Annotated in this window: 18 protein-coding genes; 9 read left to right on the top strand and 9 right to left on the bottom strand. The window is 39.3% G+C overall.

Annotated features, from left to right (window positions below; translation table 11 throughout):
• The first annotated feature begins 13 nt into the window (after positions 1-13).
• A complete protein-coding gene (locus tag AAEZ22_RS01015; RefSeq protein ID WP_352295798.1) occupies positions 14-757 on the top strand; it encodes a class I SAM-dependent DNA methyltransferase in 744 nt (247 codons plus the stop codon).
• Positions 758-1,090: 333 nt separating this feature from the next.
• Here the strand turns inward: AAEZ22_RS01015 and bcp are convergent, their stop codons facing one another.
• Together bcp and AAEZ22_RS01005 are read right to left on the bottom strand one after the other, a co-directional pair.
• Positions 1,091-1,570, bottom strand: a complete 480-nt coding sequence (gene bcp / locus AAEZ22_RS01010) for a thioredoxin-dependent thiol peroxidase (protein ID WP_058373011.1) — start codon at positions 1,568-1,570, stop codon at positions 1,091-1,093.
• A gap of 14 nt (positions 1,571-1,584) precedes the next feature.
• A complete protein-coding gene (locus AAEZ22_RS01005; protein WP_011327809.1) occupies positions 1,585-2,121 on the bottom strand; it encodes a glycine cleavage system transcriptional repressor in 537 nt (178 codons plus the stop codon).
• A gap of 353 nt (positions 2,122-2,474) precedes the next feature.
• Here AAEZ22_RS01005 and bamC point away from each other — a divergent pair, with 353 nt between their 5' ends.
• Both bamC and AAEZ22_RS00995 read left to right on the top strand, forming a co-directional pair.
• Positions 2,475-3,533, top strand: a complete 1,059-nt coding sequence (gene bamC, locus AAEZ22_RS01000) for an NlpB/DapX family lipoprotein (protein ID WP_011327811.1) — start codon at positions 2,475-2,477, stop codon at positions 3,531-3,533.
• 65 nt (positions 3,534-3,598) lie between these two features.
• Entirely contained in the window at positions 3,599-5,014 is a 1,416-nt protein-coding gene (locus AAEZ22_RS00995) for a YjiH family protein (RefSeq protein ID WP_182676867.1), read from the top strand.
• Between the two features lie 53 nt (positions 5,015-5,067).
• On the opposite strand, the gene AAEZ22_RS00990 is transcribed toward AAEZ22_RS00995, so the two are convergent.
• Positions 5,068-5,214: a DUF2897 family protein gene (locus AAEZ22_RS00990; protein WP_011327813.1), complete on the bottom strand. Its 147-nt coding sequence runs from the start codon at positions 5,212-5,214 to the stop codon at positions 5,068-5,070.
• A 94-nt stretch (positions 5,215-5,308) separates the two neighbouring features.
• Positions 5,309-5,836, bottom strand: a complete 528-nt coding sequence (locus AAEZ22_RS00985; RefSeq protein WP_011327814.1) for an acyloxyacyl hydrolase — start codon at positions 5,834-5,836, stop codon at positions 5,309-5,311.
• A gap of 245 nt (positions 5,837-6,081) precedes the next feature.
• Here AAEZ22_RS00985 and AAEZ22_RS00980 point away from each other — a divergent pair, with 245 nt between their 5' ends.
• Entirely contained in the window at positions 6,082-6,675 is a 594-nt protein-coding gene (locus AAEZ22_RS00980; protein ID WP_058373015.1) for an MlaC/ttg2D family ABC transporter substrate-binding protein, read from the top strand.
• Positions 6,676-6,896: 221 nt separating this feature from the next.
• Positions 6,897-8,234 carry an ankyrin repeat domain-containing protein gene (locus AAEZ22_RS00975; RefSeq protein WP_182676869.1) on the top strand — a complete coding sequence of 446 codons (1,338 nt, stop codon included), beginning with the start codon at positions 6,897-6,899 and terminating at the stop codon, positions 8,232-8,234.
• A 161-nt stretch (positions 8,235-8,395) separates the two neighbouring features.
• Here AAEZ22_RS00975 and AAEZ22_RS00970 read toward each other — a convergent pair whose 3' ends face one another.
• From AAEZ22_RS00970 to AAEZ22_RS00950, 5 genes are read right to left on the bottom strand one after another with little or no spacing between them, the layout of a single operon-like run.
• On the bottom strand, positions 8,396-8,845 hold the full coding sequence (locus tag AAEZ22_RS00970) for a DUF2069 domain-containing protein (protein WP_011327817.1): 450 nt from the start codon (positions 8,843-8,845) through the stop codon (positions 8,396-8,398).
• Complete coding sequence (wrbA, locus tag AAEZ22_RS00965) at positions 8,842-9,396, bottom strand: NAD(P)H:quinone oxidoreductase (protein ID WP_011327818.1); 555 nt, start codon at positions 9,394-9,396, stop codon at positions 8,842-8,844. Before wrbA ends, AAEZ22_RS00970 begins: the two co-directional genes overlap by 4 nt.
• Positions 9,396-9,743 carry an arsenate reductase (glutaredoxin) gene (gene arsC / locus AAEZ22_RS00960; protein WP_011327819.1) on the bottom strand — a complete coding sequence of 116 codons (348 nt, stop codon included), beginning with the start codon at positions 9,741-9,743 and terminating at the stop codon, positions 9,396-9,398. The genes wrbA and arsC overlap by 1 nt, the downstream gene beginning before the upstream one ends.
• Positions 9,744-9,796: 53 nt before the next feature.
• The gene (gene bepA, locus AAEZ22_RS00955; RefSeq protein ID WP_011327820.1) at positions 9,797-11,254 is read right to left on the bottom strand and encodes a beta-barrel assembly-enhancing protease; all 1,458 of its coding nucleotides are present in this window, start codon (positions 11,252-11,254) and stop codon (positions 9,797-9,799) included.
• A 1-nt stretch (position 11,255) separates the two neighbouring features.
• A complete protein-coding gene (locus tag AAEZ22_RS00950; protein WP_089368010.1) occupies positions 11,256-11,921 on the bottom strand; it encodes a hypothetical protein in 666 nt (221 codons plus the stop codon).
• A gap of 146 nt (positions 11,922-12,067) precedes the next feature.
• On the opposite strand from AAEZ22_RS00950, the gene AAEZ22_RS00945 reads away from it, so the two are divergent.
• From AAEZ22_RS00945 to pgi, 4 genes are all read left to right on the top strand, one after another.
• Positions 12,068-12,286, top strand: coding sequence for a hypothetical protein (locus tag AAEZ22_RS00945; RefSeq protein WP_011327822.1), 219 nt, complete (start codon positions 12,068-12,070; stop codon positions 12,284-12,286).
• Positions 12,279-13,352 (top strand): AI-2E family transporter, encoded by a 1,074-nt coding sequence (locus AAEZ22_RS00940; RefSeq protein WP_011327823.1) that lies wholly within the window; start codon positions 12,279-12,281, stop codon positions 13,350-13,352. Before AAEZ22_RS00945 ends, AAEZ22_RS00940 begins: the two co-directional genes overlap by 8 nt.
• Before the next feature lie 133 nt (positions 13,353-13,485).
• The gene (locus tag AAEZ22_RS00935) at positions 13,486-15,744 is read left to right on the top strand and encodes an aminotransferase class V-fold PLP-dependent enzyme (RefSeq protein ID WP_182676870.1); all 2,259 of its coding nucleotides are present in this window, start codon (positions 13,486-13,488) and stop codon (positions 15,742-15,744) included.
• Between the two features lie 272 nt (positions 15,745-16,016).
• Positions 16,017-17,663 (top strand): glucose-6-phosphate isomerase, encoded by a 1,647-nt coding sequence (pgi, locus tag AAEZ22_RS00930; RefSeq protein ID WP_182676872.1) that lies wholly within the window; start codon positions 16,017-16,019, stop codon positions 17,661-17,663.
• Positions 17,664-17,855: the final 192 nt, after the last annotated feature.

Genomic DNA, 17,855 nt, shown 5'->3' with positions numbered 1-17,855 from the left:
TAACTAGGCTAATATGTCCGCAAATGCTTTATACACAGATCTCTCTGGTTACTATGACTTAATGTGCGCTGATATAGATTATCAAGCTCAAAGCCATTTTATTAAACGGTTACACCAAATTTTTGGTAATGGCGCAAATACACACCTAGATTTAGCGTGTGGCACAGGCCCGCATGTACGGCATTTTATTAATTTTGGCTATACAAGCAGTGGCCTCGACATTAATCAACCTATGCTAGATAGAGCCGCTATTCGCTGCCCAGAAGCACAATTTACATTGCAAAATATGAGCGAGTTTACCGTAGCGCAGCAGCAAGATTTAATTACCTGTTTTTTGTATTCAATTCACTACTGTGATGGCATTGAAAAATTAAAAGCATGTATCATCAGCGTACATAACGCACTAAAAGCCGATGGCATGTTGTGTTTTAACGCAGTTGATAAAAATACTATAAATAACGATTCATTTGTAAAACATACAGCAACTAGTGAAAATAGTTTATTTACCTTCAGCTCTGGCTGGCATTACAGTGGCACGGGCGAAAAACAGTCGCTAAAACTGCGTATTGAAAAAACCACAAGCGATGAAACATTCATCTGGAATGATGAACACCCCATGGTGGCGCTTAGCTTCACTGAGCTAAAAGCAGTTTTGCAGCCTTATTTCGAAATCCATATATTTGAGCATAACTATGAGCAAATAACCCCGTGGAATGGTAATTCGGGCAATGCTATTTTTGCTTGCGTAAAAATTTAAGACAAACGACGTAGGTTGGGTAGAGCGTAGCGAAACGCAACGAATACCCACCGCCTAATAAACCCGCATTATATATTTGAAAACGTAGGTCGGATAAGCGAAGCGCCATCCGACACAGCAAAATATCTTGCCAATTATTATCAGCATTTATCGTTGTCGTACGATTGGAGATCAGTCGTTAATTAATCTTGACTTCAGACATTATCATCATTGAGCGTTTGATAGTCGCTGTGAGTTTACCTTTCGATGAAAAGTATAATTTAATCAACACCCACAAAAAAGCGTTGCCCTTGAGCAACGCTTTTTTGTGTCTAATTTCTAACAGCGAGTAACTTATTCTGCTGCGAGATAATCCAACACTACCTGATGGTGATCTTTGGTTTTAAACTTATCGAACAGGTGTTTAATTTTGCCGTCTTGACCGATTAAGAACGTCAGGCGGTGTATGCCATCGTATTCTTTGCCCATAAATTTTTTGTAGCCCCAAATTCCAAATGCATCTGCAATGGCGTGATCTTCATCTGAGAGTAAATCGAAGTTAAGTTCTTTTTTAGTTTCGAAGTTTTTAAGGCGTTTAATTGGATCTGGGCTTATGCCTACTACGCGGGTGTTAAATTTTGCCAGCTCTGCTTGCTGGTCGCGTAGGTTTTCGGCTTGTACGGTACAGCCAGGTGTTGACGCCTTAGGGTAAAAATAAACCAGTACTTGTTGCTGTTTTAACAACTCGCTTAAGGTGATTGTTTCGTCGTTTTGGTTTTGTAAGCTAAAAGCGGGGGCGTTATCGCCGGCTTGTAATGGGCTGATTTTGTTCATGCTTGCTCCTTAATTTAACGAATACGTCTAAATATATAGTCTACGTTGAGAAGGTGAGAAAGTTTTTCAAAACTAATTTTAAATTGGTCTACATCTACTTCAACAGGAATATTAAATTCTAGTTCACAGCGCATTCTCATTACTGCTTCTTCGTCATCATAAGTGTCTGACTTTAGTGAGCAAATAATAATATTGTTGTCTGCAAAAAAGCGCGTAACTTTACTCAAAGTGCCGGGGGTGTCGGTGCCTGTGTACTCTAGTGTGTAACCGGCGCGAAACGCTCCTTGGTTATGACTTGCTGTGCGCTTCATCATAGTGAGCAAACCCAGTTCCATCGCTTTGGTAGGCAGGGTGTGTTCTATGCGGCTAATGGCCGACATGTCACCGCTAAGTAGCATGATAAATGTAAATTCGTTACCTAAAATAGCAATGCGGCTATCTATTATATTACAGTGGCAATCGCTTACTAGCTGAGTTAACTCACTAACTATGCCAGACCTGTCTTCGCCAATAGCTGTTAAAACAATTTGATGATTTGAGTGTGCAGTCATGGGTTTAAATACCTAAGTTACTTGAATTACAACAGCGCAGTTGGCAACACAAAAAGTAAACACATAAAGTTGCGTGGCGGCGAAGTTTAACACAAAAACGTGTTTAAACTACACAGGCTGCTAATTTAGCAGTTTAAAAGTACAGTGTTTCTTGTTTTTACAAGCATGGGAAAGTACCATAGCCCAAATGTGTCTATTTGTTGCTTACTTTTGTTAACAGAGGTGAGTATTAAGCAACCAGACAGCCAAATTATAACTGTAAAGTTAATATTGATTTTACACTGAACCAAATCGGCATTACCCACTCATATACTTGTTAAAACAATTAAAGGGTATGCTAAGGAGAAATATCTGTGCAGTATTGGATCCCAAAAGCACTAACAGTAAGTGTATTGGTAAGTTTATCAGGATGTAGTGTATTTACTAATGATGCACATGACGAGCGTAATTATCGCGCTCATGAAGCAGTAAAAGTGCCTGCATCGTTATCACAACCCGCTCAAGATCCAACATATAAAATGGATGTAGGCCAATATAGTAATAATCCAGATGCTACAAATTACCGTCCGCCTGCTCAAGTACTTACAGTAGCAAAGGGTAGTTGGGTTGAAGAAACAGATAAAAACGCCCGTGTTTATTTTGATAAAAACGATGGTATTGATGACCTAGATGAGTTTATTTGGGAGTCTATTAATGCGGTTTTAGCCGACAATAACACGCAAGCGACTAAAGCAGACAAGCTACTAGGCATTATAGAAACAGATTGGTACGCTATTATTAAGCCAGAAGAAAGCTGGTTATGGAATAGCGACGAAAGTGTTGATTTAGAACGCTTTAAATTTACAATTGAAGAAAAGTCGCATCAGCGTACGGCTTCATTAAGTGCTGAACTTATTGACTTTAAAGGTGATGAGCCTTTAAGTGATTTATTTAAGCAACAGTTAGAAGTGCGTGCACTTAACCAAGTTATTAGCGAGTTTGATTATCGTTATCGTCAACTTGAAGTTGATATGCGCAAACGCCAAGGTATTATTTCTTTAGAAATGGGCTTTGATAACAAAGGTAATGCAGCACTTGTAACTGAGCAGTCGTATGAAGCTGTATTTGACCGTTTTTCAGGGTTTTTAGAGCGCTTGTCGTTCACTATTGTTGAAATTAACCCAGATACAGGCTTAATTACGGCAGATTATAAAAAACCAGAGTCAAGTGTATGGGATTCTATTTGGGGTGACGAAGTAACCCAATTACCTATTGATGAAGGTCAATATCAAATATTAGTAAGTAAAACCAAACAAGGCGGCACTAGTCTGACCTGGATGGATGAACAAGGCGATACGCTTGAGCCAGGTACTATGAATGGTTTACAGCAAGCATTAGTGGCTGCACTCATTCAGCGCGGTATTAATATTTAATAATAATAAGTTTTTACCACAAAAAGAGCACTTTGCTCTTTTTGTGGTTTTTATAGGTTAAAAATATGTCTCAGTTACCCACTTCGTCGCAATATAATATGCGTACTTGGCTTACCTTTTTAGTTCCTTCGCTAATTGGTTTGTTTTTATTTATGACACCAATCCCTATTGCTGATGGTATGACCATTCCCATTGCATTAATGGCTAAAGCAATTAAAGAGGGAATTAGCTCTGTTATGATTGAGCTGCTTACATTCATTATTTGTGTAACGGGTGTGCTTTCGCTATTAGCTAAAGTTGTTAAGCCTAGCTTTATTAAAAAGTCTTTTATACTAAAACACTTATTTGATGTTAACTGGATTTGGCTAGGTATTCGCTTACTGGGTATGCTGTTTATTGTTTTGACCTTTATTAGTCAAACCGGCGCAGACGTGAGCTCGGCGCTTCCTGCGTTTTTATTACCGGTATTTAATGCTATTACCTCGGCAGATACGGGCGGCTTGGTTTTAAACGATTTATTGCCTATTTTGTTTTCGGTATTTGTTTTAGCGGGGTTATTACTGCCGCTGTTATTAAATTTTGGTTTGTTAGAGCTAGTGGGCACCTTGTTTACTAAACTTATGCGTCCGTTATTTGGTGTGCCGGGGCGCAGTGCTGTTGACTGTGCGGCGTCGTGGTTAGGTGATGGCAGCGTAGGTATTTTAATGACTGCGCGTCAGTACGAAGAAAAACATTACACTGAGCGTGAAGCGGCCATAATTGGTACTACGTTTTCGGCAGTTTCGATTACCTTTAGCTTAGTGGTTATTGAACAAGTGGGCTTAGAGAGTCACTTTGCACCGTTTTATTTAACTGTGTGTTTAGCCGGTGTGGTTGCTGCGATTATTGTGCCGCGCTTACCGCCGTTACGCTTCAAAAAAGATAGCTTTATAGATGGCAGTAAACGCGATGAGCATGCTGAGTCTGTACCAAGTGGTAAAACCTTGTTTGGGCATTCTTTAGATGTTGCGTTAGCTAAAGCGCATAGATCGCCAGGGTTTAAAGGCACGTTAAAAGAAGGCTTACACAATGCATTTGATATGGTGTTTGCTGTATTACCTGTCGTAATGGCGGTAGGTACATTTGCGTTAATCATTGCCACATATACCCCTGTTTTTCAGTATTTAGGTATGCCGTTTATTCCATTTTTAGAGCTGCTACGAATACCTGAAGCTGAACTTGCTTCACAAACGATTATGGTTGGTTTTGCTGATATGTTTATTCCTTCAATATTAGCAGCGGGCACAATTGAGAGCGACGTAACCCGTTTTATTATTGCGGCAATGAGTGTAACGCAACTTATTTATATGTCGGAAGTGGGTGCACTTTTACTAGGCAGTAAAATACCGGTTAATATTTTTGAATTGTTTATTATTTTTATTCTTAGAACCTTAATCACTTTACCAGTTATTGCCTTAATGGCGCACTGGTTAGTTGGTTAGTTGGTTAGTTGGTTAGTTGGTTATAAAAATTAAGCAGTAAAAAGCCCTGATATTCAGGGCTTTTTTGTATCTGTAGAGTTAGTTTTATCGGGCTTTGTTTTTTTAAAGGGTAAATTTGCCGAGTGCTTTAGCAGTGCAAGATTACCAATAATAATAGCAAATACAATGATAACAATAACAACCATGTGCCAAGTTTGCATAGCAACGTCCGTTAATTATAAGCAAAGTATAAGTGTGAGCGCTTTAGTTTAAAACAGCAATAAAGTGACTTAAAAAATGGTGCTAATGCAGTATTTAAAAGCGTTTTGCTACCGATAGAGTTAAAAAATTTAGCCCGGGGTTAGGATCTTTAAAGCCCGCATTAGAGTAATGAATAATTCTTAGCGCCACGTTGGTTTCGCCAAAATCAGCAACTAAGCCAATTCTGTCTTCAAACTGATAGTGAGTGCTAATGTTTTTACCCGCAAAATAGGTTTCATCAACCAATGAAATACCAATACCCGCTTCTACATATATGGGGGTATTGTTAATGCTAAATGCTGGGAACAACAGCACAGGCGACATGGCAAGCACTACATTAGACTGTGTTTTATCGCCATGGTTATATTGCCAAAGGTTTACACTGGTTTCGAAATAAAAGCGCGTATCGCCAAGTAAAGACTGCAACCCTGTAGGATAATATTGATGGGCTAGTTTAAAGCCATTTACGCCACCTTCTCCCTTGAGCAGATCAATTGCGTAGCCGTGCTGCGATTGTGCGAATGCATGTTGACTCGTGAATAATAAAACAAATATAAATAATGATAAAAATGACGTTTTCATAGGTGTCAGTGCTGTGCCTGAGTTAAATAGTGACTAAATAGTAAGGGCGCAACATGGGTGTTTTCAATGGGACAAAAATACGCTTGTATATAGGGTGTTAACCGAGGTTGATTAACTAATTGAATTTATTTACTTTGTTTTATTGGTGCTAAATGGGCATTAATAAGTTGCTTATTTAAGTCTATTTAAAGGTGTAATTATCGCGTAAATTAGCGTCATCTTAATCACACAGACAATAATTTATTATGAAGTTTTTAAAACTGTTTCTCGTTGTAGCTGTATTCTTTAGCGGCTCACTTTTTGCTCAAACGCAACAATCTCCACAACAACTCCTTAAAAGCGTAGCCGATACTTTATTTGCCGATATAGCCCAAGTTAATGCCAAAGGCGATGCAAGTAAAGAAGACATGTTTAACATTGTTGAGCAGCGCTTAATGCCGCATATTGATATAAAATTTGTAGCATTTAAATTATTAGGCAAACATATAAAGGGCATTGAGCGCGAGCAAGCAGTTAATTTTATTGGTGCAGTAGATCATTATTTAACAGGTACTTATGCCGGCGCATTAATGAAGTACACAGGGCAAAAAGTCGTTTTTGAGCAAGATAACGCATTGAGCGACTCACAGTACGCAACGGTTAAAACCCAGATAATAGAAGCAAATGCGCCTACTATAAATTTACATTTTAAATTGCGCTTAGGGAAAGATGAACAATGGAAAGTATACGATATAGTTGCAGAAGGCATTTCATTGCTCAGCGCCAAGCAAAAAGAAATTATACAACGTATTTCTGATGTAGGTATAGAGAGCGTTATTAGCGAATTAAAAAGCAACTAATAGTAGATTATGTGACCCTGATTAAGTCCAGCTCCAACCAAATAAGCAGCCAACTAGTTATGTAGTTGGCTGCTTTTTTATTTTATAAGTATTGCGTTACTTTGCGCTAGCGTGGTGATCAAGGTGTGCTAGAATATCGGCTCGTCGATTAAGCGTGGTGTCAGCTAAAAGCTGCTATAACTGACCACTGTCCCAAGCTACACTGGAGTTGTGTTGTTTTAATGGAAAATGTACTGATTTGGCCAAAGGAATACCCATTACTTATCAAAGGACTTGTAGAACAAAATGGTGCCTTTATTTTAGATGCTTTAGAAGCTTGGCCTGCCTGTCGTTCTACCCATGAAGATGATGGTGTATGTACTACTGTTTTACCGCCCATATTTTATTTAGCGTGGTTTACTCCGCTAGAGCCTTTTGAAGAGTGTTATTTTCAGCATATTTGCGAGTATGATGAAAGTGCACAAACGTATATAAGCGCGGTAAAAGAACATTATTTTGATAACGAATATACCCCCGAAAGCTTAGTACTTATGCTTTGCCAACGGCTCGAAAAATACGCGAATGTATCAGCGCAAAATGAGATTGATACACCGCAGTCGTTATTTAGTTTATTTTTTTCTAAACGCTACTTTACTTTAATTGAGCATGCGTTAAATAATCGCAGTAAATTATCGGCGGTTGACACGCTAGCTCTGTGGCAAGAAGTTGATTTTAGAGAACGTTTGAGTGCTTATATTCCAGGTTCAATTGCCGATCTTGAGCATTTAACTGAACTGGCAAGTGAAAAAGTGGCTAAAGGCAAAGACTACTTTACTTTACTCACTCAAGTATCGCCGGATGTAGATTCTGTGGTACTACTTGAAAAAGCTTTGCTTGCTCATTTAAATAAAAAAACCGCTAAGCAAATGATGGCCATGCGCTTTATTGAGCAAGGCGCAACAGGTACGCTTGCCGATGAGCACAATAAAACGGCCTTTATGTGGGCTGCTGAAAAAGGCTACGTAAATGTAGTTGAAACCCTGCTGAGCCAACAAGATAAAAAAGCAGTTGATGATAAGGGGAATACTGCCTTGCATTATGCTGTGCTCTCTAAAAACGAATCGCTTATGGTATTGCTGCTAAAGGCGGGGTATGACTTTAGAGTGCGTAATAACGAAGGGCTTAGCTGTTATCGCTTAGCAGTGAGTATAAAAGCGAGTAACTTAGTAAAGTGCCTTGAGCGCGACTTTGGTATTAAAGAGTTGTCGCCTGAAGGGCAGTTTGATCGCATTAAAAAAGTGCATGCGCTGCATGCTCTGGTTACTTTATTATTGCCGGTGCAATTGTTTTTCTTTTTTGATGAAACAATAACCATAAAAAGCGAATTAACATTAACTCTAACTATGATTGCGGCGGTGTGTTTCTTTTTTGCGGCTACTTTAAAGCGCTGCGCGCTGTACCCGCACATTAAACACCCGTGGGGATTATTTGTATTAAGAGGCTTTTCTTTAGTTAGCCTAGTAGGGCAGTTAGGTTTAGCCGCTATTGTAACCCTTGCCGCATTAAGTTCTTTAGTTTAAATATTTACAAGTTTATCTTTCGAGGTTAAATTTGCAGCAATGTGTTTGGCCGTTAGGCAAGGCAGAGCCTATGTAGTGTGGCTGTTCCCCATAAATAGGCGATAACGATGCATAAATAAAAAACGCGCTAATTAGCGCGTTTTTTGTGTTTAAATTATAATTTAATCTGTTTTTTCGTGCTCGTGCGCTGCTTTTTCTTCGGCGAGATCGTCTTTTAATTTACGAATTTTTAAGCCAAGTTCTTGCCCACGATGCCTAGCATAGTAGGTACAGCCAATAAACATAGCAGAGGCAAATAGTAGCTCTAACAATACCCATACCAGCTCATCTTGCGCTACCCAAAGCAATGTAAGGCCATGAATAAAGTAAAGCATAACAATAAAGTTTGCCCATGCATACGTATACGCTTTGTCTTGAATTATGCCTTTAAGAGGAAATAATAATGGCAGTATGTACACGGCAAAAATAAAGCCATTGCTGTGGCCTTCTCTCGGTGCAAATACAAACATCCATAACGGCATTAAAATTAATAAACCGACATAACCAAAAATCGCGGTACGTTGAAATTTAATAGTAATTGGCTTTTTAGCTGGAATTTCAGCTGTTTTCATTGAAGTTTTCTCGCAATTTGAGTGAGGCGTTTGCCAACACTTTGGCATATTTTAATTTCGTCTTTACTTAATTCAGTACTATTACTACTACCAGCAACATGTGTTGCACCATAGGGCGTGCCACCGGTTTGTGTTGCCAGCAATTCGGGTACATCGTAAGGTACACCGAGTAACATCATGCCATGGTGCAGTAACGGTAGCGATAAGTTCAGTAATGTGGCTTCGTTGCCGCCATGCATACTGCTTGACGACGAAAAAACACAGGCTGGCTTGTCAATTAATTGCCCTTTTAACCATAATTCGCTGGTGGTTTCCCAAAACATTTTTGCTTGAGAGGCCATCATACCAAAGCGAGTAGGTGTGCCAAAGGCAAGGCCATCACAGTTTATTAAATCGTCTTTAGTGATAATAATGTCGTGTGGGTTTTTAGCAACAAAAGTGCGCAGCAAAGCGCTGGCCCCTTGTTGCTCTATAGACTCGGCAATTTCATGGGCCATAGCTTCAACTGAGCCATGGCTTGAATGGTAAAGTACCACTATGGTCGTGCTCATTATAAAACGCTTAATACGTTTTCTGGAGGGCGACCAACAGCAGCTTTATCATTGTTAACCACAATAGGGCGCTCAATTAGTTTTGGATTTTGTACCATAGCATTAATAAGTGCAGCTTCACTGGTTTCATCTTTTAAGTTTAGCGTTTTGTAAATGTCTTCTTTGGTGCGCATTAACTCGCGTGCAGATGTAAAACCCAGCTGCTTAACTAATGTAGTTAGCTGCTCGCTACTTAAAGGCGTATTTAAGTATTCAACTATACTTGGCTCAATAGCTTTGCTTTGTAATAAAGCTAGGGTCTCGCGCGATTTAGAGCAGCGCGGATTATGATAAATAGTTACAGACATAAAATGCTTCCAATAAATGAGTTGCGGCCATTTTAGGCCAAGCGCTTGTAGACTTAAAGCCTAGCAAGCTCTTTTTGTAAAAGTCGGTATTGTGTAAGTAGCGCTTTTAACCTTTGTTGTTTAACTAGCTCGTTTGGCTCAATAAAGTTGAGTGCTTTTTGTATTTCGTCGGCAGCTTTTAAATAAGCGCCGTATTGCGATAATACATCGGCATTGGCTTCGTGATAGGCGGCGAGTTTTTCTTGCTTTTTATAGGCGTCGGTTAATAGTTGCTTACCTAAGCTGTGATCTGGTTTTTCTAGTAAAAAGCTTTTTAAGATGTTTTCGGCAAGCTCGTATTGCTTTGCTTCTAGGGCTGCGTTGGCATAGTTTAGCGTAATTACCTGATTGTTAGGGCGGTAATTGTTTAATTCTGCTAAATAGGTAACGGCTTCAGCGGCCTTTTTTTGCGCTATTAATAAATCGGTATAGGTATCTATATAAAATAAGTTTTTAGGATCGCTTTTTAGTAGTTCATCTAAAATAGGCTGCGCTTCATCAAGCTTTTTTTGATCCAGCAAACTAATGCCTAAGCCATATTTTAGGGCGGCATTATTGTAGCTATTTTCGCGAATTAATTTTCTAAACAGCGATTCTGCTGCTTCTGGTTTATTGTCGTATCTTGCCAGCACGCGACTCTTTGCTAAGTTAAACTCAAGGCTCGGGTTTACTTGGCGTTTAGGGTATTGCTGCGCACGCAATCTTACATCAGACACACGGCTCTCAGGAAGCGGGTGAGTAAGTAAAAACGCAGGTGGCTTATATTTATAACGAATTTGCGCAGCGAGTTTAGTTAAAAATTCACTTGATGCACGCGGATCAAAGCCTGCATTATTAAGCGTTTGCATACCAATACGGTCGGCTTCTTGCTCTGCTGAGCGGCTATGCGTTAGTTGGCTAAATGCCGATTGTGTTTGGCTTGCTGAAATAATAGCAATACCAGCATCGGGCACGACGACAGCGGCTAAAATACCGGCAATCATTCCGGCTATAGTCATTGCGCTGTTGTCTTGTTGCTGCTGTAGGCGCCGTGCTAAATGGCGCTGGGTAACGTGGGCAATTTCATGGCCAAGTACCGATGCAAATTGACTTTCATCATCAGCTTGCGCAATTAATCCGGTGTGTACGCCAACATGGCCGCCATAAAATGCAAAGGCGTTTATTTCAGAGTTATTTAACCAAAAAAATGAAAACGGAAACCGCACATCATTGGCGCTAGCCACAAGTTTACGGCCCACTGTGGTTAAGTACTCATCAAGCACAGGGTCGTTAATTATTGGCGACGAGCCTCTAATTTGCATCATCATTACTTCGCCAATCGCTTGTTCTTTTTCGAGCGGCAGCACTTGTAAGGCTGAGGTACCTAAATCTGGCAATTTAAAGTTTGTTTGCGCCTTTAAAGGCTCACTTACTAATAGGCTAAATGTAAGCGCGGCACTACATAAAGTGATAAAGGCTGATTTTAGCTGCATTTTATTCCCTGTTAATTGGTTCACCAAGAGCAATTTTGGCAATGTTTATTTCGTCACTGCATGCACGGCTGTCTTTTTCACATAATTGATAAAGCGCTTTTATTGTGACCCCATCTAGCTTTACTACGTTCAATTGTATTTGTAAAAAAGTAATAATTTTATGCACTACCTTGTGTGCGTGTAAAATAATAGCTTTATCGGCTTTGTCTCCACGTTCAAAATAAAAGCCAATAAATGTATGTAATTGATTTATTCTAATTAAGCACTTCATGGAAAGTGGATCCCATACTTTAAATTCCATAAAACGATTATTTTTAACGTATTGATCAATAATAACATCTTTAGCGTACGGTTGAGCCCAAAGCTCAAAACCACGATCGGTAAATACTTGATGCAGTGCAATGCGTGGCTTTTTATTACATTGAATTTCGCCTAGCTCGGTTTCGTAGCCGTCAAGTAGATCAAGGTTCCAATTACGTTTGTCTAAAAGGCTTTTTACTGCATTATCAAACCCATGTTCTAAAATACCTTCAGCTTCGCTGACCGATGAGGCAACAAGGTGATAAAAAGGTGGTAATTCGCCCCAATTTATTTGTTTTTTATACCAATTAATCTCTTTGAGTGTTGGATTACTGGGTAATTGCGCTTTATTATGCGTGCCAGGCATTAACCTATCCTTACTGCTAATTATGCCCTAAGGATAAACTATTGCCGAGGTTGTTTTAAGGAAAAGTTATGCATGTTCACACTTAATACATTTTTAGGTGGTGACTATGGGACTTATTATTGATGTGAACTCAAGGTGAAACGAGTATGCTAGAGCAAAATTTATCAGCTTATAAATGCCCACAGCAGTTTATTCAATTTAAACTTGGGCTGCGTAAAGCCGTGTCGTTACAACAAAGTATTACTTTTAGTTTTAATAATGCAGAAAATATAAACGACATTGAACGATTTTTACAAAAGCATGCATATTGTTATACCTTAAATAAGCGCCAAGGAATGTTATTAGTGGAGCCATTACGTGTTTGAATATATAAAAGCGTGGTACGAAAAAAAGTTTTCTGATCCTCATTCAGTTACTTTATTATTTTTATTATTGGCGTTAGTAGCCTTATTATATTTTATTGGATCTTTGATAGTGCCGGTATTGGTGGCACTTATTATTGCCTATTTACTCGATTGGCCGGTACTGCACTTAGAGCGTTTTGGGTTAAGGCGTTTTACCGCTACAGTAATTGTTATGCTTATATTTACAGGTATTATGCTGACACTTATTTTAGTTATTGGCCCTGTGCTGTGGCAGCAAACCAGTAATTTATTTCAAGAAACACCGCATATGGTAGAGCAAGGAAAATCGTTTTTATTGGCCTTGCCTGCGCAGTACCCTAGTTTAATTACTGCAGAACAAGTACAAACAATTGTATTAACAGTAGAGACTAAAGTAATTGAATTTGGTCAAGTAGTGCTGTCGGTGTCGCTCACGTCTTTAAAAGATGCGGTTGCGTGGTTAATTTACTTAATTTTAGTGCCCTTGTTAGTGTTTTTTATGCTTAAAGACAAACTAGAGCTTAGCCACAGTATTGCTAAACTTATTCCGCAACAACGACGCTTAATAATGCAGGTGTGGAATGAAATGAATCAGCAAATAATGAACTACATTCGCGGTAAAGTGTTTGAAATACTGATTGTTGGCTCGGTGTCGTTTATTGCCTTTACGGTACTTGATTTACGCTATGCTGCGTTATTGGGAGTATTAGTGGGCTTTTCGGTGTTGATCCCTTTTGTGGGTGCGGCATTGGTAACCATTCCGGTGGCGGCAGTGGCGTTGTTTCAGTTTGGAATTGAAACCCAATTTTGGACCATTTTAATTATTTACGGTATTATTCAAGCGCTTGATGGCAATGTACTAGTGCCTTTATTGTTCTCTGAAGCGGTTGATTTAAATCCGGTATTTATTATTGTAGCGGTATTGTTTTTTGGTGGCTTGTGGGGTTTTTGGGGCGTATTTTTTGCCATTCCACTGGCGTCATTAGTCAAAGCGCTGATCAATGCGTGGTCATCTACTCAAGAAGAAATCATTAAAGAGCTGAGCTAAAAGTTAACACCGCTTTAAGTATAAAAAAGCATAGAAAACGCATCTTTAAAACTAATTGATTATTATCTATTGCAGCCAAAACTATGTAATATTGGTATAAGATATATTTATTAGTAATAAGGTGCGTTTTTTAATGTCTGAGTATTTATTACCCGATGAGCCAGTAAAACAAGTTTACCTTGATGCAAATGCAACGACCCCTGTGTTGCCATGCATAGTTGATGTGGTGTGCCATGCAATGCAAACCTGTTTTGGTAATCCTTCTAGCCCACACATAACGGGTATTCAAGCTAAGCACTTATTGGAGCAAACTCGACAAAAAGCACGCGCGGTAATTGGCGCTAATAATGGTGATATTTTATTTACCTCAGGGGCAACCGAAGGTATTCAAACGGCTGTAGTGTCTACGCTGATAAATGCTAAAACCCATAATAAAAAAAATCCGGTGTTACTTTATGGCGCTACAGAGCACAAAGCAGTACCAAATACCCTAAAACATTGGAATCAAGTGCTAGAGATTAACGCTCAAGTACTTGCTATTCCGGTTGATAGTAACGGTATTTTAGACTTAGATTTTATTGCTCAGCATATTGATGATGCGCTGATGATTTGCACTATGGCGGTTAATAATGAAACCGGTGTATACCAAGATCTAGCGGCAATAGAGCAGGTTATTCGTAATCGCAATAGCAGCGTGTCTTGGATGGTCGATTGCGTTCAAGCATTAGGTAAGCAGCAGCTTATGTTGAGCGAAACAACAATAGATTACGCACCGTTTTCGGGCCATAAACTCTACGCTCCCAAAGGCATTGGCTTATTATATATTCGTCAAGGCAGTGCTTATACGGCATTTATAGCCGGTGGCGGGCAAGAAAGTGGTATGCGCTCAGGTACTGAAAATCTCCCTGGTATTGCAGGACTTAATAAGTTATTTAGTTTGTTATTAGATAAAACCGATGGCACGTTTAAATCAAGTGCTGTGCTTGCGCAATATCGCAGCCAATTACACAATGCAATAAGCGATACATTTGGTGCCATTACCTTTAACCATGATTTTGCATACTCAGTGCCCACCACGCTTAATTTTGCGGTTAACGACTTAACCAGTAAAGAAGTTATTGATTTATTTGATGCTGCCGGCATACGCGTGAGCGGCGGCTCTGCGTGTAGTACTGGTGCTTCACAAAGTTTTGTACTAGATGCAATGGGTGCAAGCCAGTGGCAAAGTGAAAACGCCATACGTTTATCGTTTGGACCTGCCGCCACGCAACAAGATATTGACCATGCCTGTGAGCGAATTCGCGCCCTTAAACAAGTATTACAAGCAAATTGCCTGGTAGTATCTGACAGCGCTACACCTACGCAGGAATTATGTGCACTAGGCTTAACCCAATTTAGGCACCAAGGCGCGTGCAGCTGGTTATATGTTAATAGCAACAACCAAGCGGTGATCATCGACCCTATTATAGAGTTAATACCGCGCTTTGAAAAAATAGCCAATACGCAAAATTTAACCATAGCCGCTATTTTAGACACCCATGCTCACCAAGAGCGTAATAGTGCAATTACCCTATTACGCAGTGTGTTAGCAGCACGTTTAGTAGCAGGAGAAGTTGATCAATTGGGTTGGCCAGTTAACCAAACGGTGATTAATTTAAATGGGCAACGCCTAGAAAAACTTGCCACACCTGGGCATAGCCAAGACAGTGTGAGTTACTTATTAAAAGAAGCCTCGGGTGAGGTTCGCTATTGTTTTTGTGGTGATCTCATTTTACCAGCGGGGCTGGGTAATACTCATTTGCTTGGTGGTAGTGCAGAGCAAATGGCTGACTCGTTAATATTATTAGCGCAGCAGTTAACCCCAGAGGCGGTTATTTGCTCAGGACACGATTACCAACAGTGTTTTGCTATGAACTGGGCGGTGCAACAACAGCAAACTCCTTTATTGAGCGCATTATTATCTAAGCAAATAACGAAAGATGAATTTGCTGCTAAAAAGCAGCAGCACGATGAGCAAAAACAAACAGATAATAACAACCAGCTTTGTGGTTATGTAAATGCGCAACCAGATACAAATACACAGCAATTGAGTTATTCACAGGCAAAAGAAATGCTCAGCCACGGCAATGTATATTTAATTGATACGCGCGAACCCTATGAGCATGGCGCTAATAATATTTCATCGCTGTTAAATGTTGCTACAGCTAAAACCTTAAATATTCCGCTTAGTCGTATGGCAAACGCAATAGTAGAGCAGCAGCTAGATAAAAATAATCAATATATTTTAGTGTGCCGCAGTGGTAACCGCTCAAAGTTGGCAGCAGCTAATTTAATTGAGCTAGGTTATACCTCGGTTTATAATTTAAATGGCGGTTTGGCACTGGGAAGTTAAAATTAGTTAGCAAATAAATATAATTAAGGCCGGCATTTGTCGGCCTTTTTATTTATTTGCCAAATTAAGCTAACTGAGTCGCCTCTGAATGGGTTGTTAAATTAATATATTAATTTTATGATACCGGTGTCAAAAGCAAAAAATTACGTTATCATTCACAGCATAAAATATAAAAACAGCTCATTTTTAACTTTGCTATATATGTTAATTAACTAAGTTTTATATAATAAATACATTTAAATCAATAGATTAATATTTTAGGGGATGTTTACATGACTAACCGTTCGCAATTAGCAAGTTGGCAAGCGCTTGAAAAAAGTGCAACCAAGATGAAACAAAGCCATCTTAGGGATTTATTTGCTAAAGATGACGCGCGTTTTTCTCAGTTTTCTACGCAAATCCCTGGATTATTATTTGATTACTCAAAACAACGTGTTGATAAAGATGTTTTTACGCAGTTAATTGCATTAGCTAAAGAGTGTGACATTAGCGCTTGGCGTGAAAAAATGTTTAACGGTGAAAAAATTAATATCACCGAAAACCGAGCAGTGTTACACACAGCATTACGTAACCGCGCTCATACGCCACTTATTGTTGATGGTGAAAATGTAACTGAGTTGGTTGATAACGAACTTGCTAAAATTAAACTGTTTGTTGAAAAAGTACGCAGTGGTAAGTGGTTAGGCTACAGTGGTAAGCCAGTAAAAGATGTAGTAAGTATAGGTGTAGGTGGTTCAAACCTTGGCCCGCAAATGGCAACCGAAGCATTAAAAGCATTAAGTGACGATACCTTAAATGTACATTATGTGTCGAATGCTGACGGGGTACAAATTGCCTCGGTATTAAAAAATATTGATGCTGAAACAACCTTGTTTGTTATTGCATCAAAAACGTTTACCACGTCAGAGACAATGACCAACGCTAAAACAGCGGTTGATTGGTTTTTACAAACAGCTAAAGATAACGCCGCTATTGCTAAGCATTTTGTTGCGGTGAGCACTAATTTAGAAAAAACAGCCGAGTTTGGCATTAGTAACGACAACGTATTTACGATGTGGGATTGGGTTGGTGGTCGCTTTTCATTATGGAGCGCTATTGGTTTACCGATTGCATTATATGCAGGATATGACGCTTTTGAAGCAATTTTAGAGGGTGCATACGAAGTTGATGAGCACTTTAAAAACGCACCACTAGAGCAAAATATTCCGCTTATTATGGCATTATTAAGTGTGTGGAATACCAGCTTTTTAGGTTACACCTCGCAAGCTATTTTACCTTATGACCAAGCGCTGCACATGCTGCCTGCGTACTTACAACAAGGTGAAATGGAAAGTAACGGCAAGCATGTTAACTTTGCGGGTGAAACTGTGCCTTATACAACAGTGCCAATTATTTGGGGTATGACCGGGATTAACGGGCAACACGCATTTTACCAATGTTTGCATCAAGGTAATGTTATTGTACCGGCTGATTTTATTGCCTCAATTAAGCCGCAAGTAAACGTTGATAAACATCACGATATTTTATTATCGAACTTTTTTGCGCAAACAGAAGCACTAATGAATGGCGTAGATGAGCAAGAGATCACCGCAGATTTAACCGCTAAGGGTAAATCTCAGGCACAAATAGATGAGTTACTAAAGCACAAAATTCATCAAGGCAACCGCCCAACTACCTCTATGTTACTAGATAGCGTAGACGCTAAAACGGTAGGGCGCTTAATTGCGTTGTATGAGCATAAGATTTTTTGCCAAGGCATTATTTTAGAAATTTGCTCATTTGATCAATGGGGTGTTGAGCTAGGTAAAGGATTAGCATCAAAAATAGAAGCCGAGTTAGTTGATGAGCGCGTTAAATATGCTCATGATAGTTCAACTAATGGCTTAATGGCGTATTATAAGCAACATCGTACGCAGTAAAAATTTAGCTTAGTAACATAAGCAACCAAATACCTTTGAACGGGTAGCGCTGGTGTACTTAGGGACTGTATTTTTGTGAGAGGAATTACAGTTCCCTAAGGCCCATTTTTAAGCGCAGATGATAAAATTAATAATAAATAGCCAGCAGTGTGGTTAAATAAAAAACATCATCATCACAGCATAACAAAGCAG

The sequence above is a fragment of the Pseudoalteromonas sp. 20-MNA-CIBAN-0454 genome, assembly GCF_040308685.1.
GTDB classification, from domain to species: domain Bacteria; phylum Pseudomonadota; class Gammaproteobacteria; order Enterobacterales; family Alteromonadaceae; genus Pseudoalteromonas; species Pseudoalteromonas nigrifaciens.
This window is presented reverse-complemented; position numbering and strand designations above follow the sequence as displayed.